This window comes from Aquimarina spinulae (assembly GCF_943373825.1).
GTDB lineage: Bacteria > Bacteroidota > Bacteroidia > Flavobacteriales > Flavobacteriaceae > Aquimarina > Aquimarina spinulae.
Map to the genome: position 1 here is coordinate 215099 of NZ_CALSBP010000003.1, position 23268 is coordinate 238366.

At 32.5% G+C, this 23268-nt stretch carries 22 protein-coding genes; 10 read left to right on the plus strand and 12 right to left on the minus strand.

Going from position 1 to position 23268, the window contains the following annotated elements; genetic code table 11:
• The first annotated feature begins 3 nt into the window (after window positions 1-3).
• Window positions 4-621: a hypothetical protein gene (locus NNH57_RS23685; protein ID WP_074406289.1), complete on the plus strand. Its 618-nt coding sequence runs from the start codon at window positions 4-6 to the stop codon at window positions 619-621.
• A gap of 79 nt (window positions 622-700) precedes the next feature.
• Here the strand turns inward: NNH57_RS23685 and NNH57_RS23690 are convergent, their stop codons facing one another.
• Window positions 701-1870 carry a M12 family metallopeptidase gene (locus NNH57_RS23690; RefSeq protein WP_074406288.1) on the minus strand — a complete coding sequence of 390 codons (1170 nt, stop codon included), beginning with the start codon at window positions 1868-1870 and terminating at the stop codon, window positions 701-703.
• 251 nt (window positions 1871-2121) lie between these two features.
• Window positions 2122-2550, minus strand: a complete 429-nt coding sequence (locus NNH57_RS23695; protein ID WP_108809273.1) for a hypothetical protein — start codon at window positions 2548-2550, stop codon at window positions 2122-2124.
• Between the two features lie 323 nt (window positions 2551-2873).
• Here NNH57_RS23695 and NNH57_RS23700 point away from each other — a divergent pair, with 323 nt between their 5' ends.
• Complete coding sequence (locus NNH57_RS23700) at window positions 2874-3284, plus strand: hypothetical protein (RefSeq protein ID WP_074406286.1); 411 nt, start codon at window positions 2874-2876, stop codon at window positions 3282-3284.
• A gap of 20 nt (window positions 3285-3304) precedes the next feature.
• On the opposite strand, the gene NNH57_RS23705 is transcribed toward NNH57_RS23700, so the two are convergent.
• Together NNH57_RS23705 and NNH57_RS23710 are read right to left on the minus strand one after the other, a co-directional pair.
• A complete protein-coding gene (locus tag NNH57_RS23705; RefSeq protein ID WP_074406285.1) occupies window positions 3305-3628 on the minus strand; it encodes an ArsR/SmtB family transcription factor in 324 nt (107 codons plus the stop codon).
• Window positions 3618-4043, minus strand: coding sequence for an SRPBCC family protein (locus NNH57_RS23710; protein WP_074406284.1), 426 nt, complete (start codon window positions 4041-4043; stop codon window positions 3618-3620). The genes NNH57_RS23705 and NNH57_RS23710 overlap by 11 nt, the downstream gene beginning before the upstream one ends.
• A gap of 165 nt (window positions 4044-4208) precedes the next feature.
• Here NNH57_RS23710 and NNH57_RS23715 point away from each other — a divergent pair, with 165 nt between their 5' ends.
• The 3 genes from NNH57_RS23715 (at window position 4209) to NNH57_RS23725 (ending at window position 6232) form a co-directional block, all read left to right on the plus strand.
• Entirely contained in the window at window positions 4209-5054 is an 846-nt protein-coding gene (locus NNH57_RS23715; RefSeq protein WP_074406283.1) for a sterol desaturase family protein, read from the plus strand.
• A gap of 24 nt (window positions 5055-5078) precedes the next feature.
• Window positions 5079-5474: a cupin domain-containing protein gene (locus NNH57_RS23720; protein ID WP_074406282.1), complete on the plus strand. Its 396-nt coding sequence runs from the start codon at window positions 5079-5081 to the stop codon at window positions 5472-5474.
• A gap of 98 nt (window positions 5475-5572) precedes the next feature.
• Complete coding sequence (locus NNH57_RS23725; RefSeq protein ID WP_074406281.1) at window positions 5573-6232, plus strand: class I SAM-dependent methyltransferase; 660 nt, start codon at window positions 5573-5575, stop codon at window positions 6230-6232.
• 18 nt (window positions 6233-6250) lie between these two features.
• Here the strand turns inward: NNH57_RS23725 and NNH57_RS23730 are convergent, their stop codons facing one another.
• From NNH57_RS23730 to NNH57_RS23745, 4 genes are all read right to left on the minus strand, one after another.
• Window positions 6251-7492: a serine hydrolase domain-containing protein gene (locus NNH57_RS23730; protein WP_108809272.1), complete on the minus strand. Its 1242-nt coding sequence runs from the start codon at window positions 7490-7492 to the stop codon at window positions 6251-6253.
• A gap of 96 nt (window positions 7493-7588) precedes the next feature.
• On the minus strand, window positions 7589-8722 hold the full coding sequence (locus NNH57_RS23735; RefSeq protein WP_074406279.1) for a helix-turn-helix domain-containing protein: 1134 nt from the start codon (window positions 8720-8722) through the stop codon (window positions 7589-7591).
• 124 nt (window positions 8723-8846) lie between these two features.
• A complete protein-coding gene (locus NNH57_RS23740; RefSeq protein ID WP_074406278.1) occupies window positions 8847-9221 on the minus strand; it encodes a DUF779 domain-containing protein in 375 nt (124 codons plus the stop codon).
• 12 nt (window positions 9222-9233) lie between these two features.
• Entirely contained in the window at window positions 9234-10757 is a 1524-nt protein-coding gene (locus NNH57_RS23745; RefSeq protein WP_074406277.1) for an aldehyde dehydrogenase family protein, read from the minus strand.
• Window positions 10758-11027: 270 nt separating this feature from the next.
• On the opposite strand from NNH57_RS23745, the gene NNH57_RS23750 reads away from it, so the two are divergent.
• From NNH57_RS23750 to NNH57_RS23760, 3 genes are all read left to right on the plus strand, one after another.
• On the plus strand, window positions 11028-11435 hold the full coding sequence (locus NNH57_RS23750) for an immunoglobulin domain-containing family protein (RefSeq protein ID WP_025663822.1): 408 nt from the start codon (window positions 11028-11030) through the stop codon (window positions 11433-11435).
• An 8-nt stretch (window positions 11436-11443) separates the two neighbouring features.
• Window positions 11444-12898, plus strand: coding sequence for an MbnB/TglH/ChrH family RiPP precursor modification enzyme (locus tag NNH57_RS23755; protein ID WP_108809271.1), 1455 nt, complete (start codon window positions 11444-11446; stop codon window positions 12896-12898).
• Window positions 12899-13117: 219 nt separating this feature from the next.
• A complete protein-coding gene (locus tag NNH57_RS23760) occupies window positions 13118-16351 on the plus strand; it encodes a M14 family zinc carboxypeptidase (protein ID WP_108809270.1) in 3234 nt (1077 codons plus the stop codon).
• Window positions 16352-16446: 95 nt separating this feature from the next.
• On the opposite strand, the gene NNH57_RS23765 is transcribed toward NNH57_RS23760, so the two are convergent.
• Window positions 16447-17997, minus strand: a complete 1551-nt coding sequence (locus NNH57_RS23765) for a hypothetical protein (RefSeq protein WP_074406274.1) — start codon at window positions 17995-17997, stop codon at window positions 16447-16449.
• 12 nt (window positions 17998-18009) lie between these two features.
• Window positions 18010-18870 (minus strand): ABC transporter ATP-binding protein, encoded by an 861-nt coding sequence (locus NNH57_RS23770; protein WP_074406273.1) that lies wholly within the window; start codon window positions 18868-18870, stop codon window positions 18010-18012.
• A gap of 350 nt (window positions 18871-19220) precedes the next feature.
• Here NNH57_RS23770 and NNH57_RS23775 point away from each other — a divergent pair, with 350 nt between their 5' ends.
• Window positions 19221-20198, plus strand: a complete 978-nt coding sequence (locus NNH57_RS23775; protein WP_074406272.1) for a sensor histidine kinase — start codon at window positions 19221-19223, stop codon at window positions 20196-20198.
• The gene (locus tag NNH57_RS23780; RefSeq protein WP_074406271.1) at window positions 20199-20912 is read left to right on the plus strand and encodes a LytR/AlgR family response regulator transcription factor; all 714 of its coding nucleotides are present in this window, start codon (window positions 20199-20201) and stop codon (window positions 20910-20912) included. It begins immediately after the preceding gene.
• A gap of 5 nt (window positions 20913-20917) precedes the next feature.
• On the opposite strand, the gene NNH57_RS23785 is transcribed toward NNH57_RS23780, so the two are convergent.
• Window positions 20918-22030, minus strand: coding sequence for an Ig-like domain-containing domain (locus NNH57_RS23785; protein WP_074406270.1), 1113 nt, complete (start codon window positions 22028-22030; stop codon window positions 20918-20920).
• Window positions 22015-23127 (minus strand): hypothetical protein, encoded by a 1113-nt coding sequence (locus tag NNH57_RS23790; RefSeq protein WP_108809269.1) that lies wholly within the window; start codon window positions 23125-23127, stop codon window positions 22015-22017. Before NNH57_RS23790 ends, NNH57_RS23785 begins: the two co-directional genes overlap by 16 nt.
• Window positions 23128-23268: the final 141 nt, after the last annotated feature.

The following is a 23268-nucleotide window of genomic DNA, read 5'->3' on the forward strand; positions in this document are numbered from 1 at the left end:
GAGATGGAATTGGAAGAAATGCAAACAGTTTGGTCTCAGATGAGTGACCAGATAGAAAAACAAAAAAAGTTAACCGATAAAATGATCATTATGATGACACAAGAACAATACAGGCAAAAATTAAATAAAATAGCATATCCAGAGATGATAGGAGCTATTATATGCTATGGTACGGCAATATTGATACTAATTAATGTTAATAAGTTAGATAACTGGTACACTTTGTTATCAGGAATAGTATCTACAGTTATTCTATTAGTTTTACCAGTGTTATCGTTAAGATCAATCTATCAAATGAGAAAAGTAAATATTGCTGTAAATAGTTATAAGGAAACATTACTGGAGTATAGTAAAGGTAAAAAACGATTTCAAACGGTTACCAAAATTGGGCTCTATCTAGGTTTCTTTTTAATGTTTGCTATCATGCCTGTAGCGACAAAGATTCTTAATAATAAAGATTTGTTTTCTGGTACCAAATCTATTTGGCCACTTGTAATATCGATACCGATTGCCATTATAGTCTTTATTACCTTTTCAAGATGGGTAGCCAGATGTTATAATAACAATATGAATTCTGCAGAAGCATTATTTAAGGAGCTTGAAGATGTTGATATATCATAAAGGCAATACCTCAAACGTATAATATAAAAAGGCTGTCATTAGACAGCCTTTCTTCTTTTAATTTAAGGCAAAAAAATGTTTATGAACTACAACGTCCACTGTTGCTCCATCTTCCATTGGTTCCTAATGTGTATAAAAACCCGTTATAGGTTACTTTATCTCCGGCTGTATAGCTATTATTTCTGCTATATTCGTTAACTCCTTCACAAATATCTGCACTTGGAGTGGTGTCTTTACATTCTGCGATTCGGTTCCATCTTGTAAAATCTCTTTCGTATAAGAATCCACGGTACGTTACTTTATCTCCTACAGAATAGCTTTGTCCGCTTACCCATTCTGCAACACCTTTACAAGGGTTGGTTCCTACAGGAGGGTTACCATCAGATGAATATGCTTTGTTTGTTCCTTCGATATCAAGAGTAGAAAGCGCGGCTTGTCTTCTTGGTAAAACATTTCCGTTAAGATCTGTTATGGTAGGTTTTCCGTTTTTACTAAATGTATAACTACCATACATCATTGTAGATTTAATATCAAAATCCCTGGTTAGCAAAGTAGCCGAATTACTTTTGTAAAACTGATCCTTAGCTCCATTCTGGATATTGTCAAAATTGATAATAATATGATTATCTCTATCCGAACGGTTTTGCTCATGAATATACCCTAAAGTATGTCCGATTTCATGAATAATCACAACAGCCGTTGTACGAGTACCTAAACGAATAAATCCTCTAGATCCATTCATTCCCAGAGTCGCAACACCACAATTACAGTTATCTCCATTACTACTAATGGTAACATAATTTGATTCATTAGTACGCTCTTTAAAACGAACATTAGTTTTACTTGTCCATTCATCCATCGATTTTTGAAGTTCACTTCTCACAGATTGGCTAAGTCCATTAATTACATAGACTATAGTATTATTTGTCCATTTACGAACACCTCCACCAAGTCCTAACTTTGCATTTATTCCTGCATCTGGCTCTAGTTTATCAGAAAGAGGAACTTCTGTATCGGTTAATTGATCTTCAAATAACCTGGCATCAGTTCCTTGTAGACTATAAGTTCCATCATCTTCTTTTTTTACAAGAACACGGTCTCCCAGGAAATACTTTTCGATAAATTGATCTTGTCCTCCAATAGTATCTGGATTTTGATCAAAATCTTCATTTTTTTGACAAGATGCAAAAGATAAAGCAACTGCCAAGGCTCCGACTTTAAATCGGTTTAATACGGTTTTCGTTTTCATTAAGTTTAATTTTGAGTTTATGATTTTCGTTAATCTGTGCACATTGTTTAAACTGGGGACACCTTTAATTAGTCTTTAAGATAGAGTTAAAAAAACCGTTAAACTTTCTTAAAATTAATGACACGACTCGAATATTTGATGACATCGACCTGATATGATTTTACTCTGTATATAAAAATAAATTCATAAAAAAACCTGAATCAACAATCGTGATTCAGGCAATAATATAGTATATGGTAAAATGTTTTTTATTAGGAAATCAATCCTTTAGCTATAGAATTTCTCGAAAACCAAACTAAAAAGATAGCAACTACGATAACTATAATTGGCATTATAACTCGGTTGCCTGATAATGCCACATAATCCTGTAAAAAGAAATTGTACGTAGCTTGTGCAATAACGGCAATGAGTGAAAGAAGTAGTAGAGGAGAAGCCCATTTTTTTCTAAGGAGTAATGCAAGGCAACCTAAAGTTCCTGCAAATACGGCTATAGCAAAAGCAGCAGTTACCCAAGCTGGTGTATTATTATAAAAATTTTGCTCTCCTTCTGGCAAGGTGGCCAATACTTCATCTGTCATAAAAGCTTGACCAATATATGCCATTACCCCCATGATATTCCATAAAAGAGCTAAGACACTAATAATCCAAAACCATACAGGAGTTTTTATTTTTGTTTCCATAATCTGTTGATATTAAGTTGTTTTGCTGTAACAATGTAGTTAGAAACTCAATGAAATACAAATTAGGAATTTTATGGGTATTATTTTTTTAAATATAATAAGTGAAAGAGATTTCTTTTTTTACATAAAGTGATATAATTCACGTAGCTACAAAATGCCGATAATTATTAGTACTTTTAATATAGGGTTGTTTGGTTTTATAAGTTGGAATAATAGAATTAGCAAGTTTTAGTCAGGGAAAAAAACTAAATAATTTCTAATGTTCGTTAAAAAAGTAGAAGTGTTTATATTCTATTTTTTACTCTAAAACCTGAATATTAAATATGTCAGATCCTATAAAGAATGACAAACTTATTAAACAATATGATCTTGAACTAGGTAAAGTTTTTTTCTATGAAAATTATCTGATCATTGAAGTAGCAGAAGGTATTTGTTTTGATTATGAAAAAGCAAAGACATTATCTCTATTAACAAATTTACATTTTGGTGATCGCTCTTTTGGTTATATCTCTCATAGAATAAATTCATATTCATTAGAAGCTACAGATTATATGAAAATAAAAGATGTATTTCCTAATATAAAGGCTTTTGCTGCAGTTACGTACAACGAAACTCAGAAAACAAGTATAAGAATAGAAAATATGTTTTATCAAGAAGGTATTGTGTCTTTCGAAAATATTGAAGAGGCAATTAAGTGGGTTACAGAACAGTTAAAAAACGATTCTAGTACTTAAATATTCAATACATTATATTATTAAGACATAGTGTCTAAATAATTACTTAAATCATCTAGAGCACCATCCCAGAATTGTTCGTAAAACTTTAACCATTGATTTACTTCTTTCAAAGGATTAGCATTGGCCTGGCAGAAACGCTCTCTTCCTTTGGTATCTATATTAATCAAACCTGCTCCTTCTAGGGTTTTTAGGTGTTTGGTAATACCCTGGCGACTAATATCGAATTGACTTGATATCTGAGTTATAGGTAGGGCAGTAGTTGCAACCACCAAAGCGTGAAAAATTTCACGTCTGGTGGGATCAGCAACAGCTTTTAATATTGTGGTGATTCTATCCTGCATGAACCATTTGTTTAAGGTAATCGGTTAATCCCGAAATACAATTATCCCATCCACCATTAAAACTATTAAACATTTCAACAGCAGTTTCTCCTTTGTAACCAGAAATTCCAGAATGCTCCAGGTATAATTTAGTACCTCCTTCGGTTTCTTCTAATACCCATTTAACTGTAGTTTCTATTGGTTTTTCTGTTACAATCCACGAATATACTAAAGTATAAGGATTTGCTTGTTTTACCTCGCCTTTTATAGGAGAGCAATCTTCTCCAGAAGAGTTAAAGATATACTGATATCCTTTTTCGGCTTTAAAATCTGCTTCTATAAACCAGGTCGAAATCTCTTTGGCATCGGTTATAGCGTTCCATACTTTATCAATAGGGTGATTAAGTATTTTCTCTTTGATTATTACATCTTTCATATGTATTAAGTTTTTAGATTAATATGCAACTGTATGGTTGCAAATATAAGTAAATATATTCAATATGCAACTTTTTGGTTGCTTAAAGAGATGAACCACCATTAGATCAATCACATTTATAGAAAAACAATTGTCTAATTATTAAAAATAGAATATTTTGTGTGTATGGAAAGTATAATTAATTATTTTGAAACGATACCATCATCTCATCGTAGTTTAATTTTAGTAGGAGGGATTACTTTTTTCTGGGGTATAGAATATGCCGTGCCTTTGTTTAAATTCAATTATAAAAAGTTTAAACATGCATGGCCCAATATATTTTTTACACTAACAACTATAGTTATCAATTTTGTATTGGCTTTTATATTACTTAAAACCAGTGATTGGACAGTAGTTAACCAATTTGGAGTATTACAATGGTTAGCATTACCATTATGGGCTACAATAATACTTGGTATTGCTTTACTGGATCTAATAGGGGCCTGGTTGGCACATTATGTTCAACATATCATAAAACCATTATGGATGTTACATCTTGTACATCATACAGATAATCATGTAGATACCACAACAGCTAATAGACACCATCCAGGAGAAAGTGTTATTCGATTTTTGTTTACCACTCTGGCCGTATTTATTGTGGGAGCGCCTATAGGTATAATCATGTTGTATCAATCTTTATCTGTAGTATTATCTCAATTTAATCATGCTAATATATCTTTACCAAAAAAGGTAGATGATATGATAAGTTGGATTATAGTTTCTCCAGATATGCATAAAGTACACCATCATTATGTATTGCCTTATACAGATACAAATTATGGTAATATCTTTTCTATCTGGGATAGAATTTTTGGCACTTTTGCCAAAATACGAAATGAGGACTTGATATATGGGGTAGATACCTATCCAGATGTGGATTCAAATGCAAATGTGGGTAAATTATTAAAACTCCCTTTTTCAGGATATCGAGCACCTACAGGAGCAAAGTTTAAATCCAAAAAATCATAATCTAATTCGCTAAAATAGAAATTCATGAATGTTATACCCTTTATTTGTTGTTTTATCATTTCAACAGGGCTTTTTGCACAAACTAAAAGTCCAATTCTGGATTTTGAACCGGATCAGGACTATGATAATATATTAGTTAAGAAAGTGTATAGCGATACACATACTTCGACTTTTGTAATATGGATTAAAAAGAATGTCAAACCTCATAAACATATAAAACATACCGAACAGGTATTAGTGTTAGAGGGTAAAGCAAGTGTACAATTAAATGATAAAGAAATTATAGTACAAAAAGGGGATTGGGTTACTATACCCCAACAAACTATACATGCAGTAAAAGTCTTATCCAAAATACCATTGAAAGTAATTTCTGTGCAAACCCCCGAATTTAAAGGAGAAGATCGGGTGTTTATAGAGTAATATTAATGTGCTTAAAACACAAAATTTTCATAAAATGAACCTACTGTATTCAATTAAAAAGTATTTTGAAAACTAAAGCGGTTGTAAAAATATTTAGTATGCGACAACAACGAGTACAGTTTTTGGTTTTGTCAGTTTTAATATTGATAGTAGAGATGAGTTATGCCCAATACAAAAAAACAGATTGGGAAGAAAGAGATACCTGGATGAATGTACCAGAAATCTTTAAACTTGCAGAAGTAGAACAAGGTAATGCAGTTGCAGATGTTGGTTGTCACGAAGGGTATTTTACGATGCATCTGGCTCAAAAAGTAGGAGAATCAGGAAAAGTCTATGCGGTAGATGTAAGAGAAGATAGGATCGAAAAATTAAATAAACACATTACAGATCGTAAGCTTAGAAATATAAAAACTGTAGTTGGAGATTATGATAACCCTAAATTACCAAATGAAACACTAGATGTAGTTGTTGTAATGGATACATATCATGAGATGGATGATTACATGGAAATTCTTGATCATATAAAAAAATCTCTTAAACCAGGAGGAAGGATTGTTATCATTGAAAAATTTAAAGAACATATGCTCAATACATCAAGGGCAGAGCAGACAGAAGCACATACGTTATCTCCAAAATATGTGAAAAAAGAACTACAAAAAGCTGGATTTTCGATCACTGAAGAAATTAAGGATTTTGGGAAATGGAAAAATGAATCCGATAAAACAATATGGGTTTTAGTAGGAGTAAAACATAACTAATTTTATCTAACTAGATTACTATTGCATATCTATCTTTGATTGTTTTATAAGCTCTTCGTATTTTTCTATAGCGTTTATTATGGACTTAAACTGTCTATAATCTTCTTTTGTGTCGATTGAGGTGTTGACTGTTAGTACTTTTCCTATTCCGCTTTTCGGATTAAAAAACATATATGTTCCAGTTCCTGGATCACTACCAGTATGCCCTATATAACCAGCAGGAGTTATTCCCATAAAAATACCACTATTATACTCATCATTGTATGGGTTTTTTGCATTTCTATTTGGTAAATTTTCAGAAGAAAGTTGTTCCTTAAATAGTTCTGTATAACTGCTTTTATCAAGTAAAGTACCTGCTCCATAATACCCTTTAATTAATTCAATAAGATACTTGCCAAAATCGTTTGTATCTGTTAATAAACCGCCATCGGGATAAGTAATAAGAGAATATTTTGGTAAACTATCTATAGAACTGGCATAGAGCACAGAGTGATTATCCATTTCTATAGTATCAAACGACCAGCCAGATGCATCCATTCCTAAAGGTTTTATAATATATGTCTTGGTATATTCATCATAAGGAATTCCTGTTGTACATTCAATAATGTAAGCAGCCAATGTAGCTCCTACATTGCTATACTTAAAAATAGCTCCAGGTATATTCTTTATATAATTTCTTTTTCGATACCACTCTTGATCTTTTACAAGTGTCTTTTTTACAAAATCAGATATGGTCATTTTTTCATCCGGATCATTAAAAATTCTATACTGTTTTTTTAATATGCCTTTACCAAAATCAGAATTGTTTTTCAGTATGTAAGATTTATCATAATATTTTGTATCCAGAATAGTAGAAGTATGCGTTGCCAAATGCCGAATTGTAATAGGTACTTTTGGGTAATGAGGGTTGATAACACTAAAAGGTAAATGCATATTTATGGGATCATCAAGATTTAATTTTCCTTGTTCCTGGGCTTTCATTAGAGCAATACCAATTAATGTTTTAGAAACCGAAGCTATATTTTGTATAGTATTGGTGGTGTATTTCTTTTGTTTTGATACATCTGCATATCCAAACCCTTTTTTATATAGAACAGCATCTCTATTTACAATAGCGACAGAAAAACCGTTAATATACCCTTGTTTTTGTAGCGTATTTAATTCACAGGTCAAAGAGTTAATGTGCTCTTCATTATCATTATTTTGTGCATAAATCTGGTTTAACACAAACAGGGCTATTATTAGAATTATCTTTATCATGTATTAGAATATTTTCTACCACAAATCAAAAAATAAAATAAGTATCAAGCGTTCCAATGGATACATTGAACCCTTTTTTATAAAAATAAAGAAGGATTACAAGTTATTTTTATATGCTGAAGGAGAAAACCCTGTTTCTTTTTTAAATATCCTGTTAAAACTGGTTTTGGAGCTAAAACCACATTCATAGGCGATTCCTAAAAGAGTGTAATTGGCATACTCTTTTGAATTCATTTTTTCTTTTACTGCTTCTACACGATATGAATTAATTATAACATAAAAAGAAACATTCATGTATTGATTTAAAAGGGCAGAGAGTTTTTTGTCGGTTGTTGGTATAAGCTGGGCTAATTTAATAAGAGTAAGCTCTTCATCCAGATATGGTTTTTCATTTTTTAGTACCTGTTCTAACTTTAATCTTAGTTCAGAAAGTTCTGCATTAGTCGAATTTGATAAGTGATGAATGCGTTCTTTTTTGGTAGTTTCAGGAGTATCTTCATGGATTAAAAAATCGGGTAACAATACTTTTGATTGGTTTATACCATAATAACCTAGATAAGAAATGAGGAATATCATTGCTATCACAGGTATATAGCTATAGTCGAAATCCTCGTAATCAAAAATATGTTGATATAGCAATAGTATCAAATCAATACTAATAACTATACTACTTCCTACCAATAGGTGCTTAATCCACCCAAAATCTTTTTCTGTAAGGTTTGAATAGTTAGCTTTCATAGCTTTCCTGTATCTGGAAAACAGTTTGAATGATAAAAATAGATAGGAAAGAGTATATAAATTGGCTAGTTCTGCTTCTATGATGGAGTGTTCGAAATAAAAATCTAAATAATCAAAAATTGTTTTTTCAACTATGTCTGATATTAATTCAGGAATTGAAATAAACCCAAGATAAATACCGAAAGGGATAAAATGTATTATGGTACTCTTAATTAGTTTTTCCTTTTTAAGGAACAAGGATTTGATATATAAAAACAATAAAGGGCCTATTAACCACTGTGTAGTATCAAAAGGAACAAAACTGATATGTTGTAATACATCAATATCATGTAAATCAGCATAAAAAAATATAGAAACAAATAATAAAAAAACAAATAAAATGGTAAGCAGGTACTTTGGTACTTGTTTTTCCTTTGATTTTATCAATAAAAATAGAATTAAAACGGTAATAGTAATACCAACTACTAAGATAAAATCCAGAATTAAGGTCATTCATTCATTTTTTTATTAATCTTTTTACCAGAGATTGATCTGATTTTTAATATAGACTACTATAAATAATTAATGTTACTATCATGTTATATCGAATAGTAGATATGACTTACCGCTTGATCATCTATATTTCACCAACGTGGATAGCACTTAGTTCTCTCATTTCTTGTTCGGTATATATTCTTGATTTGATTACAAAACGAATTCCCATAGGAATTTCGAGTGAAAAACTAGACCCTCTACCTTTTACAATATCTATAGTTAATTGTGTATGTTTCCAATATTCAAATTGGTCTTCAGACATATAAAAGTCACAACCATGGATATTGCCCAGCCAGATGTCTGTTTCATTAATCATCAATTCTCCTTTTTGAAAACACATCGGGGAGGAGCCATCGCAGCATCCTCCGCTTTGATGAAACATCAGCTCCCCGTGTTTTGCAGTAAGGGTATCGATTACAGCTTTTGCTGCATCGGTAATCTTAATACGTGATATCATTTTTTTCATTTTTTAGAAAAAGCCCATCGCTTTTTTATCGTAAGATATGAGCATATTTTTAGTCTGGCGATAGTGATTAAGCATCATTTTGTGGGTTTCTCTACCAATACCAGATTTTTTATACCCTCCAAAAGGAGCATGTGCTGGATAGGTATGATAGCAATTTACCCAAACACGACCTGCCTGTACTGCTCTCGAAACCTGATAAGCCTGGTGAGTATCGCGAGTCCATACTCCAGCACCTAATCCATATAATGTATCGTTAGCTATCTCAATAGCTTCTGCCTGATCTTTAAACGTAGTAACACATGCTACAGGACCAAAGATTTCTTCCTGAAATACACGCATTTTGTTATTTCCTTTTAGAAGCGTAGGTTGTATATAATACCCATTTTCGAGCCCTTCGATATAGGCAGATTCTCCTCCTGTTAATACTTCGCACCCTTCTTCTTTTCCAATAGAAAGATAGTTTAGTATTTTTTCATATTGATCATTAGAAGCCTGAGCTCCCATCATCGTTTCGGGGTCTAATGGATGCCCTAATTTAATAGCTTCTGTACGTTCAATAACACGTTCTATAAATTGGTCATATATACTTTCCTGAATTAAAATTCTAGAAGGACAAGTACATACCTCTCCTTGATTAAGAGCAAACATTACTGCTCCTTCTAAAGATTTATCAAAAAACTCATCATCGGCCTCCATAATACTTTCAAAAAAGATATTTGGCGATTTTCCTCCAAGCTCCAGAGTTACCGGAATAATATTTTTTGATGCATATTGCATGATAAGCTGCCCTGTAGTAGTTTCCCCTGTAAAGGCTATTTTATTAATACGTGGACTTGATGCTAACGGTTTACCTGCTTCAACTCCAAAACCATTTACTACATTAAGAACACCAGCAGGAAGTATCCCTTCGATAAGTTCCATTAAGATCATAATCCCTACAGGAGTTTGTTCTGCTGGTTTTAAAATAACACAGTTTCCGGCAGCCAATGCTGGGGCAATTTTCCAGGTGGCCATTAATAAAGGGAAATTCCATGGGATAATTTGCCCAACAACTCCCAGAGGTTCTGGTACATTTATAGATACCGTATTGGCGTCGAGTTCACTAACCGAGCCTTCTTCGGCACGAATTACTCCTGCAAAATATCTAAAATGATCAATCGCCAGCGGAAGATCTGCAGCAAGAGTTTCGCGTAATGCTTTTCCATTATCCCAAGTTTCTGCCCGAGCTAATACTTCTAGATTTTCTTCTAATACTGTTGCAATTTTTAATAAACAGTTACTACGAAATGTGGCAGAAGAATTGTTCCACTCTGGTGCAGCTGTCCATGCAGCGTCAATTGCAAGTTCTATATCCTCACTGGTAGAACGAGCCACTTTGGTAAAACTAACCCCGTCAACCGGAGAGATGTTTTCAAAATATAGGCCTTTTACTGGTGAGGTCCATTTTCCTCCAATATAATTATCATATTGGTCCTTAAAGTTTGGTCTTTCCATTTTACTTTTAGGGGATGCTTGTGAGATACTCATAATTTTAGATTTAAAGGTTTTTAAGTAATAAAATGTGTGTTTATTGTCTACATGTGTAATGTGTTGACAAGAAGAGATCTATCCTTAAATATACGGCATTTTGATCATATTACTTTAGCGAACACTGTTAATATTATTGTAGATTTTTGAGGAGTATAACACCCATATATTTATGGGGTGTTTACCTTATGTTTTATAGTGATAAAACCCTGTTTTACAAATGATTGCGTAAGTATTTTTATGTAATTAATAATTAAAACACAAAAAAAGATGAAAAGTAATCAAAGAGTGGGAAGAGGGGCAGTAAGATTATCAATCCCAGCAAAAGTTGCATATGATGCAAAAGCCTTTCAAAATAGTATTTATGAGCTGTTAGATGAATTGGGATGTCCAAAATGTTTCTCTGGAGTAGATTGCTATTTTCAGACGATTAGAGATTATGTTTTAGACCCGAGAGAAAATGTAGTTTCACGATCACTGGCTTTTAGAGATCCTTCTCCACAACCTAGTAAATTAATAGCAACAAAAACTTTAAATGTTGGGGTATCCCCGGCAGTATCTTATGATATTGGTAAGATTGATGAAGCTATAAAAAGTATTTTTGAAGAAATAGGATGCCTGGCATGTTGTTCGGGGAATGACATATTTTTCCAAAACCAGTTTGATTTTAATTTTTAAAACAAATCATGGGTGTAATTGAAAAAACGCTAGAGTTAGAATGCCTACCGCAATTAGGGGTAGGCATTATTTACTCGCCTACAGTGGCCAATATCAATTTTCCTAATGGATTAATTGATACGTTCGAAGTAGAACCTCAAACATTATGTATCAGAGATGAAAATGACAATTTGAAGGTGCCAACAGAAGTTTTTGAAGAAATAGATAAATTACCATATCATAAATTGGTGCATAGTATAGGAGCACCTGTAGGAGGGAGTTTACTACCAAAAAATGATCAGTTAGAATTAATTAAGTATACTACAACTCTTTTTGATAGTCCCTGGGTAACAGAACATCTTAGTTTTAATGCCACTACCGAATTTAATACTGGTTTCTTTCTTCCGCCTTGCCAGACAAAAAAGGGATTGGAGTTAGCCATACGAAACATAAAGTATCTTCAAGATAAAATAGGAAAACCTATTGCTATTGAGACTGGAGTGAATTATCTAAAACCCAATAGTCATGAGATGAACGATGGAAGTTTTGTTGCAGAATTATGTAGAGAAACAGGATGTGGGATATTATTAGATATCCATAATATTTTTGCCAATCAATTAAATGGTCGTCAAAGTATTACAGACTTCTTAAAAGAAATACCGTTAGAACATGTGGTAGAAATGCATATAGCAGGAGGAACCGAATTAAATAATTTATGGATGGATTCTCATTCTGGACCTATAGATAAAAGGTTACTTGCTATAACAAAAGAAATTTTACCAGATCTTACTAATTTAAAGGCTGTTACTTATGAAATTTTTGATTCTTATATTCCCGTAGTTGGTGATGCTCTTATTATTTCTGAAATGGAAAAAGTAAGAGAGCTTTGGGAAAACAGAAAAGAGCAATATCATATTCTTGAAGAAGAAAAATTACCCAAGACAGTATGTAATATCCAAAAACTTAATCAGGAATTTGATCCTATCACATGGGAAAATATGCTGGGTAATCATGTTATTGGCCGAGTAGATGAACATAATGTACTAAAAAATGAAGAAAGAATTAAAATATATCAAAAGCTAATAAAAGAGTTTAGAGCTTCTATGGTAGCTCGAATTTTTAAACTTACAACACGATATATGATGTTGGTGTTAGGGATGGAAGTATTTGCTGCCATTCTTAATGATTTTTGGAAACATTACCCTCCAGAACAACTAAGTTATAAAGAAGCCAAAAATTTTGCAGCTTATCTAATACATAAGGACTATAAACTTCCTTGGTTAGATCGATTACTTAACTATGAAGTTGCTGTACTTGATACTCTAATGGATGAAACTCTTAGAGTAGTTGTTTTTGATGCAGATCCGACCCCAATGTTTAATGCTCTTTCTCAAGGTAAATTACCAGAAAAAATAGGAGAGTTGGGAGATTATGAAGTCGAAATTACCCCCGAAACCTCTACAACGAACTGGATGGTGATATAGTAAAAACAGAGAGGCTATATAGTGTATTTGTAGTAATTATTTTGTGTCGTTTTTTATATTGTTTTCTACAAGAAAGGATTAATAGGAGCTTTCTCTAAAAACAAAGAAAATAACGTTTCTACTTAATTCTCACGAATTTAGTACCTTTAGGTTTGATATTTATTACACGATATCATTAAAACCTAAATATTAACTCAATTTAAATTACTCTTAAAACCAATGAAAAAAAACATCATGTTAATGCTGTTGGTGTATTGCACCATGAGCATTTCTCTTTTTGCGCAAAAAAGTAATAAAGAGCTCGCCAATGAATACCTGAACCTAAAAGGTGAAGTAATTTTTAGCTTCACAATCAATAACAAATCAGAATTAAGTACTATTACCAAAGAATTAGCTATTGTTCATTTTGATGAAAATACCAATAGTGTTAAAGTAATGGCGAATAAAAGCCAGTTTTCTTCTTTCTTACAAAAGAATGTTCCTTTTACCCTCACTTCAGAAGATAATATCATTGGATATAGAACTATGACTTCTGATTTAGCGATAAAAGCTGCTACATTTCCACTTACTGCATATCCAACATATGCTGATTATGTAACAATGATGAATGATTTTGCTACTAATAACCCGTCTTTATGTAAGGTAGAAAATATCGGAGCTACAGGTGAAGGAGATAAATCATTATTGTTTGTGAAATTATCAGATAATGTAAACCAAAACGAGCAAGAACCTCGAGTAATGTATACTTCTTCTATGCATGGTGATGAGATCGCAGGATATCCTATGATGCTTAATCTTATTGATTATTTACTAGGAGCTTATAGTAATACTAGTCACCCAAAACATGCCGAGATCAAAACCCTGTTGGATAATAATGAGGTATGGATTAATCCACTGGCAAATCCTGATGGTACATATCGTAATAGTGCAAATAACACATCTGTTGCTAATGCTACCCGAGGAAATGCTAATAATGTAGATTTAAATAGAAATTACCCTGATCCAGATGATGGAGCACATCCAGATGGTAACAGTTATCAGACAGAAACTGTTGCTTTTATGAATTTTGCTGATACCAAACATTTTGTATTGTCTGCTAATTTTCACGGAGGAATAGAATTAATCAACTACCCATGGGATACATATGCAGGAGCACATCCCGATGAGGATTACTTTATTTATGTATCTAAAGAATATAGAGATCACTGTCAGGCGAATAGTCCTTCAGGATATTTTACAGGACAAAATAATGGTATTACAAACGGGTATGCCTGGTATGAGGTACAAGGAGGTAGACAGGATTACCAAATATATAATCAGAAAGGAAGGGAAGTTACTGTTGAACTGTCAAACAATAAAACTCCTGCAGCTAGTCAATTAGTAAATTATTGGAACTATAATAGAGAAGCACTTCTGGCATTTTTGAAACAAATAAATTATGGTATTCGCGGAGTAGTAACCGATGCATCAACCAGCCAGCCAATACAAGCCAAAGTAACTGTTGTAGGTCGTGAGAGTTATGACTCCTGGACACCCACAGAACTACCAGAAGGAGATTATTACAGACCTATAAAAGCAGGAACTTATGATATTTTATACGAAGCAGAATGTTATGAATCACTTACTTTAACCGGGGTAACAGTAGCAGACTATGCTGCAGTGGTTAAAAATGTTCAATTAACGCCTATAGGTGGAGTAGCACCAACAGGGTTAGCGGCATCAAATATACAGCCTACAACAGCAACATTGAATTGGAATGCTAATTCTGGAGCTACATATGATGTAAGATATCGTGCTACAGGAAGTTCGAATTGGACCACTTTATCTTCTAATACAAATGCAATTAACATAACCGGGTTAACCGCTACAACTCAATATGAAGCTCAGGTAAGAAGCAATTGTGCAGGAGGAGCAAGTTCTCCTTATGGTACCTTAATAAACTTTACAACTACAGCTACTCAAGCTTGTACAGGGATAAATAGTTTTCCTTATACAGAAAGTTTTGAGACTGGTTTAGGGCTTTGGACCAATGCTACTGGAGATGATATTAATTGGACACGAGATTCTGGAGGAACCTCTTCATCTTCAACAGGACCTTCGGCGGCTCAAGACGGTACTTTCTATTTATATACCGAAGCATCTACAAATGTTACACCGCCAGGAAGCCCCAATAAAACAGCACTTCTTAATAGCCCTTGTATTGATTTGGCAACTCTTTCTGGTATTTCTTTAGAATTTGGATATCATATGTATGGATCCAATATGGGAAGTATGGAAGTCTTAGTGAGTACAGATGATGGAGGTAATTATACATCATTATGGACAAAGAGCGGGGATCTGGGGAATAGTTGGAACCAAGGAACAATCGATCTTACTGCATACGCCGGATCGGTCATAAAATTACAATTTAAAGGTACTACAGGAACAAGTTTTAGAAGTGATATGGCAATAGATAATATTAGCATAAAATCTTCTGCTCCCGATACAGAAGCTCCTTCTGTACCAACTGGACTCACAACATCGTCGGTTACTTCGACCACTATTGGGTTATCCTGGAATGCTTCGACAGATAATATAGGAGTATCGGGATATGAAATATACCAGGGAGCTACTTTGGTTACTACAGCAACAAGTACCAGCTATACGGTTACTGGGTTGACTCCTAATACTAGCTATACTTTTTCTGTAAAAGCTAAAGATGCAGCAGGAAATATTTCTTCATCAAGTAATACAGCTAGTGCAACTACATCTGATACTTCAATTACATATTGTGATTCTAAAGGAAACAATGTAAGTTATGAATATATCGATTATGTGGGATTAGGTGGTATTGCAAATACGACAGCTGCAAATGCAGGGTATGGAGATTTTACCAATTTAATTGCAAATATCGGAACAGGAACAAATACAATTGTAGTAAGTGCCGGTTTTGCAAATACAGCATATAGAGAATATTGGAGTATATGGATTGACTATAATCAAAATGGGACTTTTGATGCTGCTGAGCAGATTGTATCAAATTTATCTAATAGTAGTGCTAATCAATCTTTTAATTTTGATGTTCCTACTACGGCTGTGGCAGGTAATACAAGAATGCGTGTATCTATGAAATACAGTACAGCATCTGGACCATGTGATACCTTTACCTACGGAGAAGTAGAAGATTATACTGTAAATATTAACACTGCTTTACTTTCTAAAGGAGATGAACCTTCTTTGGTAAATGATTTGGTATTGTATCCAAATCCGATAAAAGATGGGGTGTTATTTGTAAAAAATATAAATCAAAAAAATGTATCCTTTAGAATTGTCAATTATATGGGGCAAATGGTAATGCAAGATCAATTATCGCAAGATAAAATCAATGTAGCACGTTTATCTAATGGAATGTATTTTTTAGAGGTGAATACGGGTAACAAAACAATTACCAAAAAGTTTATTATAACTAAGTAATTTTTATCTACATAATAAAAGCTTCCGGAAAATTTACTTCCGGAAGCTTTTTTGATTAAACCTGTTTGGTTTTTTGATTGAAGTATTGATTGTATTTATATTCGTTTCAATTCAATGTTTCTTATGCTATAACTAACAGTTAGTAATACTATTGATAGGATAGCAGTGCTGATGAGGTAGTTGTATTGATGATGTACCCCACCAAAATAGTCTGTAAATGGTATTGTATTAATATTGGCATAGGTGATCATAAAGAATAAGATTTCAAATAATTTCTTTCCTTTGGTTAAAATCCCAGTTAGAACAGCAAGCGAAACAATAAAAACCCCACCTAGTACAATAGAAGTAACATGCATAAAATCGAGCAGTATCATATACCTTAATAATAATGGTAAAGCAAGTAAAAGAGCCAATAGTATTCCAGATAGCACTTGAGACAACAAGAGCCTTTTAAGCGGTTGGTATGAAGCATAAGTAAAGAAGTGTGTACTAAATATTCGCTCTTTGGTTACTAATGAAGACCATCTGCTTACTTGTAAGAACCATAGTATTGGTAATATCATTTGATGAGCAATAGATAGAGGAGCAAAACATAACGCCAACATACCCGCAATATTTAGTATCCATAACCATTTATGCCCACTTCGTACGAGTAATACAAATTCAGTTTTTATAAGTGGCAATATTTTAAATGAGAGAGAAACTTTTGGAAGTTTGGAAATATCAATATCATTATCAATTTTGGTTTGTAAGAGTGCTTTCTTATTTTTTAATTGAAAACGTTCTTTAACTTTAAATCTATGAAAAAACAAAGAGGCAAGGCCAAGTAAAAGGATTCCGAAAATGATCCACCCCACACGACTTAAAATATAACCTATAGGAAAATTAACTCCATCAAAAAGAAAATGATTAGCTTCGGATACATTTCCTAATACGAATCCAATGTTTAATCCACCTAAATCTTTATGACCCACTATATTTCTTACTGTTTCTTCCATTTGAGATGTGATGATCTTAGTGCCAAATGCATCCAAATAAAAATTCTTTGAAGTATCACCAAGCTTATGCAAAGCCATTATCGAAAAAAGAAAGAAAAAAAGAACATTCTGAAGTATAGATTTTTGAATCAAAAAAACTTCAAATAGCACGGCTAGTACCGAAATAAAAAACAACGATGGAATGACAATGATACTGTATGGGGTGATAAATTGAAGTATTTCAAAAGAAAACCCGTCATTGTATAAAAAGAATAGTACAATGCTCATTATAAATATAATAAACGCTATAGTGCATAAGACTAAAAAGTTACTAATTGTTTTAGATAGCAGGTATCCAAAATTTGAAACTTTTGTGGTAGCTATGATCTGACCTACTTTACTATTGATATCATTTTTAATTGTACCGTTAACAAGGTAAAAACCAACTAAAGAAAGAAAAATACTGGTCATAAGAGCTGTTACATAACCTATCCAGGAGGAGTTATAAAAACCTAGATAATCTCCGATTCGAATAGTGGAGTAACTCGCACCCGGAGCTGGGATAAATGAATACGCTACAGCAAGACTAATGCATAGTGTAATTAAAAAAGCATAGCTACGAGTACGTTGTAAATAATCTGATTTTATTATCGTTATAAAATTTTTCATAAGTCGATTGTGTTATTTTTTAGTAGTATACAGATAAGCATCCTCTAAGGTTGCTTCACATGGTATTGCTGATTCTATTAATGTGTCTGAGATGTATCGTACGATAACGGCCTCTTTTTTACGAATAGTATTTAATATAATATGATGATTTTTGAAGTTGGACACTTCCTCTTTGTTCATTGTTATTTCAAATACTTTGTTTTTTACTGTATCGATAATAGTTTTTTGATTTCCCTGGCATAATAGTTGGCCTTCCTTCATTATAGCTACCTGATCCGCTATGGTATCAATATCAGAAACAATATGTGAAGACAAAATAACAATACAATCATTGGCTAATTCTGAAATTAAATTTCTAAAACGTACACGTTCTTCTGGATCCAAACCAACGGTTGGTTCATCAAACAGTAATATTTTAGGATGATTAAGTAATGCCTGGGCAATCCCGATACGTTGTTTCATTCCTCCAGAGTAATTTCCAATAGGTTTTTTGGCTACTTCGGTTAAGTTTAATCCTTCTAGAAGAAATGCAATTCTTTGTTTTAACTGTGTTCCTCCGATACCTTTTAGTGCAGCCATGTATTCTAAGAATTCGTAAGCATTCAGGTTGGGGTATACTCCAAAATCCTGAGGTAAATATCCTAATTGTTTGCGGATATAATTTGGATCTTTTACAACATTGTTTTTGTTTAATAAAATACTTCCATTTGATGGTTTACTAATAGTAGCAATCATTTTTAATAGTGTGGATTTTCCTGCACCATTAGGGCCAAGTAATCCCAAAATACCATTCTCTATGTTTAGGGAATATTCTTTTAATCCATATTTATTGCTGTTGTATCTTTTGGATACGTTTTGTATATCTAATTTCATTTCATGATTGTTTTAGTGGTTTGATATATTTTTTATGATTCACCTTTTTAGATTGCGACAAAAGTTTTTATCATGCTAATAATAAATAGTACAATAAGAAGGCATAAGTTTACTATTGATTCCATGTTGATTGATTTTTGAATTAACACTTCAAAAGTGAGGGTAACTCAATACATTAAAAAGAAAGAATGATCAATGTGCCGGATTTAATGATCAATAGTACAAAAGCTGAGTTTGTTCCCTTCATCAGTATATTGAAGACGTTTACAATCAAAAGAACTCCTTTGATCATTAATATCTGTGTTTTAGAAGCATTTTCTAGTATTTTTGAGAACATTTAAAGAAAAAATATGTCCAAATTAGATCGATGGATAGATAATCGTTTTGTACAGAATCTTGTAGTATGGCTTTTTACTACATTAATTCTCACGATGTCTATTCAGTCAGAAAACAGGTTTCTTACTGCTGTATGGGCAACACTATATCTAATTGTTCCTGTATATATAAACAACCTAAAAATACTGCCACTATTTAACAGGAAAAATAAACTTTTGGGAATTGGACTTTTTTGTCTAAATGCTTTTTTGTTTAGTAGTATAGCTGTTTTTTTTATGAGTAAACAGTTTGAGAAATTCGAATGGTCGATGCTATACAATCTTTTTTCTGTAATGGTATTGGCCTTATTATTTAGCTCTGCGATAAAGATTGCAAAAGATAGTTTTACTCGTAGGCAAGAAATAAAGGATGCCGAACTAAAACTATTGAAAGCACAGTTAAATCCACACTTTCTGTTTAATACATTAAATAATTTATACGGCTTATCTGTTGTGAATTCTGATAAATTACCAGGTTTAATGTTAAAGCTTTCAGATTTATTACGATATAGCTTATATGATACCAAAGAGCAATTAGTGCCTTTGCAAAAAGAAATTCAATATTTACAAAATTATGTGTCTTTAGAACGTATACGCTTAGAAGATAAAATAGAGATAGTGTTAAGTACTTCTGGCGAAATGAGTACTTTAAATATCGCTCCAATGCTTTTGATTGTGTTTGTAGAAAATGCTTTTAAACATTTGGGAGTATCTAAAAAAGGAGAGAGTAGAGTAGTGATTACTACTCAGATAATCGAAGACGAATTATGGTTTAGTTGTGTAAATACAGCTGATTATAAAAGTCATAATGAATCTGATCTTGAAAAGGGGAAAAGTGGTATTGGTTTGCAAAATGCAAAAAAACGATTGACACTGATATATCCAGACAGACATACCTTGAATATTAATAAAAAAGAAGAAGAGTTCGAAGTTCAATTAACCTTAAAACTATAAATGGAGATTTTAAAATGCATTATTGCAGATGATGAGCCGATTGCTCGTCAGATATTAGAAAATTATATTGAGCAAATCCCTAATTTAGAAGTATTAGCATCTTGCAAAGATGCTTTTGAGGTTATGAAAATTCTTCAAAATCAATCTGCAGATGTTCTTTTTTTGGATATAAATATGCCAAAATTATCAGGATTAAGTTTATTGAAAACAATGCAGAAACGACCAGATGTTATTATTACAACCGCATATCCAGAGTATGCTATAGAAGGATTTGAATTGTCGGTAACTGATTATTTATTAAAACCGTTTTCACTAGAACGTTTTATCCAGGCGGTTACAAAAATTCAGAAAAAAAATGTAACCGATACTACCGTAGTACACCTTTCAGAAAAGGAAGAAATAACCACTTCAGTTTTTGTGAAAAGTGATAAGAAATTGATTAAAGTACCTTTTAAAGATATTCAATACATAGAAGCTTATGGTAATTATATTAAGATTTTTACCGACACTATGATTTTAACTCCCAATACATTATCAGACTTTTTTGAGAAACTGCCTAAAGAAGATTTTATAAGAATTCATAAATCGTATGTTATTAATTTTAATGAATTAAAACTAATAGATGGGAACCAGTTAATACTTAATAATACTACTACTTTACCTATTGGTAAATCCTATCGAAAACTGGTTTTAGATAAAATAGACGGGATGTAGGTTATTTACTTGATACTAAACTTTAGTTTATGCGCTTTAGACAGATGGAGAGTATTTTTAGTATCAGTGATTTCACTATCAAATAATCTGTCTAAATTGTTTCCTGCTAAATCTTCAATGTGAGCGTCAAACAAAATTTTGTAATTCCCTTTTTCCCAAGGGTTTGATGGTGTAAAGGATAAAATTGATTCGTGATCGGTATATTGCCAGTTTCCATCAATTTTTTCTTCTTTTGCGTTTATAACAGTAACACTATTTTGTATACTACCATAATCTAAAGACTCATGACATAAAATTAATAAACGGGATTTAGAATTCACTTTTGGAGACTGTATTTTCCATGAATTAACATCAGGTTTTATACGATCGGCAATAGTAACCTGAAATGAGTGTGTAAAATTACCCTTCATAGATATCCCATTTGTGTCTTTCAATTTTTTTAAAACCACAAGTTTATATGTGTTTTTATTTTTAAAAACCGAACCTAATTGCCTATTAGGTATTAAATCTCGTTTTTGACGCCCAGGTTCTATCCAAATGGTTAACAGCTTTCCATGATCACTAATGAGCGCATTCTCTAACGATAAAGCAGCTCTGGGCAATGTATCTCCTATAGCATTTATGAATCGAATGTGGTCATAAATATGAGTTTCGTTGATAGGGTGAGAGAATTGAATATACCATTTTAAAAGGTTAGAAGGAAGAGTTTTTGCTGAAGGGTAAATAGACGTTACAGAAAGATATTTGTATTCTTCAGGAATATCGAGTGCGAAATATTCTATAGTATCGCCATATACTAATGTATATTTTTGCCCCCATCCAAAGGGTGTTAGTGGAGTAAAACGTAGCGCTGTTTTTTCATCGATCAGTTTACCTAACACCTGATTTACATTAGAAAGCTCGTCTTTAGGAACCTCACCTCTATAGATATGGAAATTTCCCGATGTTTTTACTTCTTTTTTTACAGTAACATATTCTTTATTAAAAGTAAATTCTGAAGATGTTTGAGAATAAACCTCCAGAACAGTAAAGAATACTATTAATACAAAAAGTATCGAGTTTTTCACTTTACTAACCGATAATATAAACCATAGCAGTGCTATTATTTCTCGAGCCACCAGCTATTTCCTTTTTTTAGAGTAAGATTTCCACTAGATTCTCTTTGAACGATAAGAAAACCAGTACCTCCAAATTTGTCTAACTGTTGTACATTAACAAAAGGTAGGTTTACATAATCTACTCCTTCTGCAGCCCCTTTTTTAACAACCGGAGTAGTTAGAGAACCATTGTAGGACTCAAGATCAGTAAAATCCATTTTCATAAGAGGTCTGTTATTATTGGCTATAAGTAAGTATCGTTGTCCACCGTTTTTAATTTCTACCATATCTACAGGGCTGTTACCACTTCCTAATTCTGCAACGGTTCTACCTTTATTATGTTCTCCGGGTTTAATGCTATTCATAGGGAAAATAACAAGAGGAGTACAGGTATAGCCAGCAATGATATGAGAGCTACCTTTTATTTTGGTGGGGATAAATGCTTTTATAGGAGCATGAGTTTCATATTGACCGTGCGCAGCATGATAAATCTCTAATGAACCATAATCTTGTTTATCTGTGAAAGGAAAATCAACTGATCTAAAAGTAGAAGCAAACTCTTTATTACTTAAACCAGAAAGCAATACTTTACCAGAAGTATACTTGATATCTGCAACTGCCCACTTACGAAGTTTTCGACCTCGTTTATCCTTGGCTTCTTTTTGTACAGGATCGATTAATGAAGTTTTGCTGTGAGATATATTATCTAGAGAAACTTTTTTTAATGTATTATGCTCTACACGAAACAATATCACATTACCCGAACTGTGATGAACAGAGAGGTAAATATTATCATTTTCTGGATTAACTGCCATATCTGTGATTTGTATTTGATCGATAGCAGAACCCAACATATCGGCAATTAATTTATCAAGAAAATCAATCTTCACCACGCTATTATCAACTTTTGGATGAGTACTTAGGTCTATTGCAACAATTTGTGCAGATTTACTATCACCAATAAACAAAATACCTTTTGGTCCAAATGTCATCGAATTGATAGAAGTAATCCCGGGATCACCGGTTTTAAAATCAGCTTTTAAAGAAGAATTAGCAAAGATAGGGTTTTCTAAAAAAGAGAGGATCAATAAAAGAACGAACGTTATTAATGTTTTCATAATGATTGATTTATAGAATGATCAAAGTTCCTAAATGTAGGAAAAAAGTATTATGCCTACAGTTAAAGAAATGCCAATATGAATTGTAATTTTTTAAACTATTTTAATGGCATTATTTTTGTTCCTATTCAATTCATGAGT

Excerpts from the sequence above, each read along its gene's own strand:
- NNH57_RS23775 (WP_074406272.1), top strand. The coding sequence starts at position 19,221 with ATGTCCAAATTAGATCGATGGATAGATAATCGTTTTGTACAGAATCTT.
- NNH57_RS23710 (WP_074406284.1), bottom strand. The coding sequence starts at position 4,043 with ATGAAAGATGTAATAATCAAAGAGAAAATACTTAATCACCCTATTGAT.
- NNH57_RS23760 (WP_108809270.1), top strand. The coding sequence starts at position 13,118 with ATGAAAAAAAACATCATGTTAATGCTGTTGGTGTATTGCACCATGAGC.
- NNH57_RS23720 (WP_074406282.1), top strand. The coding sequence starts at position 5,079 with ATGAATGTTATACCCTTTATTTGTTGTTTTATCATTTCAACAGGGCTT.
- NNH57_RS23765 (WP_074406274.1), bottom strand. The coding sequence starts at position 17,997 with ATGAAAAATTTTATAACGATAATAAAATCAGATTATTTACAACGTACT.
- NNH57_RS23770 (WP_074406273.1), bottom strand. The coding sequence starts at position 18,870 with ATGAAATTAGATATACAAAACGTATCCAAAAGATACAACAGCAATAAA.
- NNH57_RS23715 (WP_074406283.1), top strand. The coding sequence starts at position 4,209 with ATGGAAAGTATAATTAATTATTTTGAAACGATACCATCATCTCATCGT.
- NNH57_RS23730 (WP_108809272.1), bottom strand. The coding sequence starts at position 7,492 with ATGATAAAGATAATTCTAATAATAGCCCTGTTTGTGTTAAACCAGATT.
- NNH57_RS23740 (WP_074406278.1), bottom strand. The coding sequence starts at position 9,221 with ATGATATCACGTATTAAGATTACCGATGCAGCAAAAGCTGTAATCGAT.
- NNH57_RS23690 (WP_074406288.1), bottom strand. The coding sequence starts at position 1,870 with ATGAAAACGAAAACCGTATTAAACCGATTTAAAGTCGGAGCCTTGGCA.
- NNH57_RS23745 (WP_074406277.1), bottom strand. The coding sequence starts at position 10,757 with ATGAGTATCTCACAAGCATCCCCTAAAAGTAAAATGGAAAGACCAAAC.
- NNH57_RS23705 (WP_074406285.1), bottom strand. The coding sequence starts at position 3,628 with ATGCAGGATAGAATCACCACAATATTAAAAGCTGTTGCTGATCCCACC.
- NNH57_RS23735 (WP_074406279.1), bottom strand. The coding sequence starts at position 8,722 with ATGACCTTAATTCTGGATTTTATCTTAGTAGTTGGTATTACTATTACC.
- NNH57_RS23695 (WP_108809273.1), bottom strand. The coding sequence starts at position 2,550 with ATGGAAACAAAAATAAAAACTCCTGTATGGTTTTGGATTATTAGTGTC.
- NNH57_RS23685 (WP_074406289.1), top strand. The coding sequence starts at position 4 with ATGGAATTGGAAGAAATGCAAACAGTTTGGTCTCAGATGAGTGACCAG.
- NNH57_RS23780 (WP_074406271.1), top strand. The coding sequence starts at position 20,199 with ATGGAGATTTTAAAATGCATTATTGCAGATGATGAGCCGATTGCTCGT.
- NNH57_RS23790 (WP_108809269.1), bottom strand. The coding sequence starts at position 23,127 with ATGAAAACATTAATAACGTTCGTTCTTTTATTGATCCTCTCTTTTTTA.
- NNH57_RS23755 (WP_108809271.1), top strand. The coding sequence starts at position 11,444 with ATGGGTGTAATTGAAAAAACGCTAGAGTTAGAATGCCTACCGCAATTA.
- NNH57_RS23750 (WP_025663822.1), top strand. The coding sequence starts at position 11,028 with ATGAAAAGTAATCAAAGAGTGGGAAGAGGGGCAGTAAGATTATCAATC.
- NNH57_RS23700 (WP_074406286.1), top strand. The coding sequence starts at position 2,874 with ATGTCAGATCCTATAAAGAATGACAAACTTATTAAACAATATGATCTT.
- NNH57_RS23725 (WP_074406281.1), top strand. The coding sequence starts at position 5,573 with ATGCGACAACAACGAGTACAGTTTTTGGTTTTGTCAGTTTTAATATTG.